Here is a 698-nt window from a genome sequence, read left to right as displayed (position 1 = left end):
GCTTGAGTGTACGAGTGTCAGTTGGATTCGGATACAATCCGTAAGCTAAGGCAAACTGGTTGTTTGTACCAAGTTGAAGGTTGTAACCGGGTTTGAGCTGACCATTCTTCATACTCGCTCTTTTATTTCAAGGCTCGTGAAGAAACAGTCTCTCCCCAGACTGTTTCTTCCTCTTTCATCCGCATGAATGTTGCATCGTGATCCGTTTTAGAGTAGGAGTTTCGCTCTTGTAAAATCTGCTTATCTCGTTCGTACTTCTGTTTCCGAACAAGACAATCCTCTTTCAACTTTCTCTTGAGTTTCTTAATTCTTCTTCGTTTCTGTCTGTTGGCTGATCCACCTTTAATGGATTTAGGCTCTTGTGAGATAGCTTCTTCCACCTCATCCAATACTTGTTCTGTCTCATGGAGGAGTTGTTTGAGTCCCTCGCTAGTGAGGCATTCTTCCTGGGACAAGGCAGTATTCACCCCTTCTTGAACTAGATTGTCATAGAGGGCTGAAATACTTCCATTCAAGGCATCTTCATAGCGTTCAACGGCCTTTTTCCACGTGAAAGAATACTTGTTGGCATCAGCTTCTACCTTGGTCCCGTCAATGAAGAGAGCCTCATCTTCAATCAATCCATTCTCTCTGAGGAGGAGAGTGAAGTAGATGAAGGCAGATTTGATGAGCTGATTGGCGTGTGTGCTAGCCCGAAA

General features: G+C 44.1%; 1 pseudogene. It reads right to left on the bottom strand.

Annotated features, from left to right (window positions below):
• Positions 1 to 698: pseudogene (locus C1E58_RS11905) on the bottom strand (IS5/IS1182 family transposase); the annotation flags it as partial.

The sequence above is a fragment of the Streptococcus suis genome (assembly GCF_002964575.1).
Lineage (GTDB): Bacteria > Bacillota > Bacilli > Lactobacillales > Streptococcaceae > Streptococcus > Streptococcus suis_R.
This window is presented reverse-complemented; position numbering and strand designations above follow the sequence as displayed.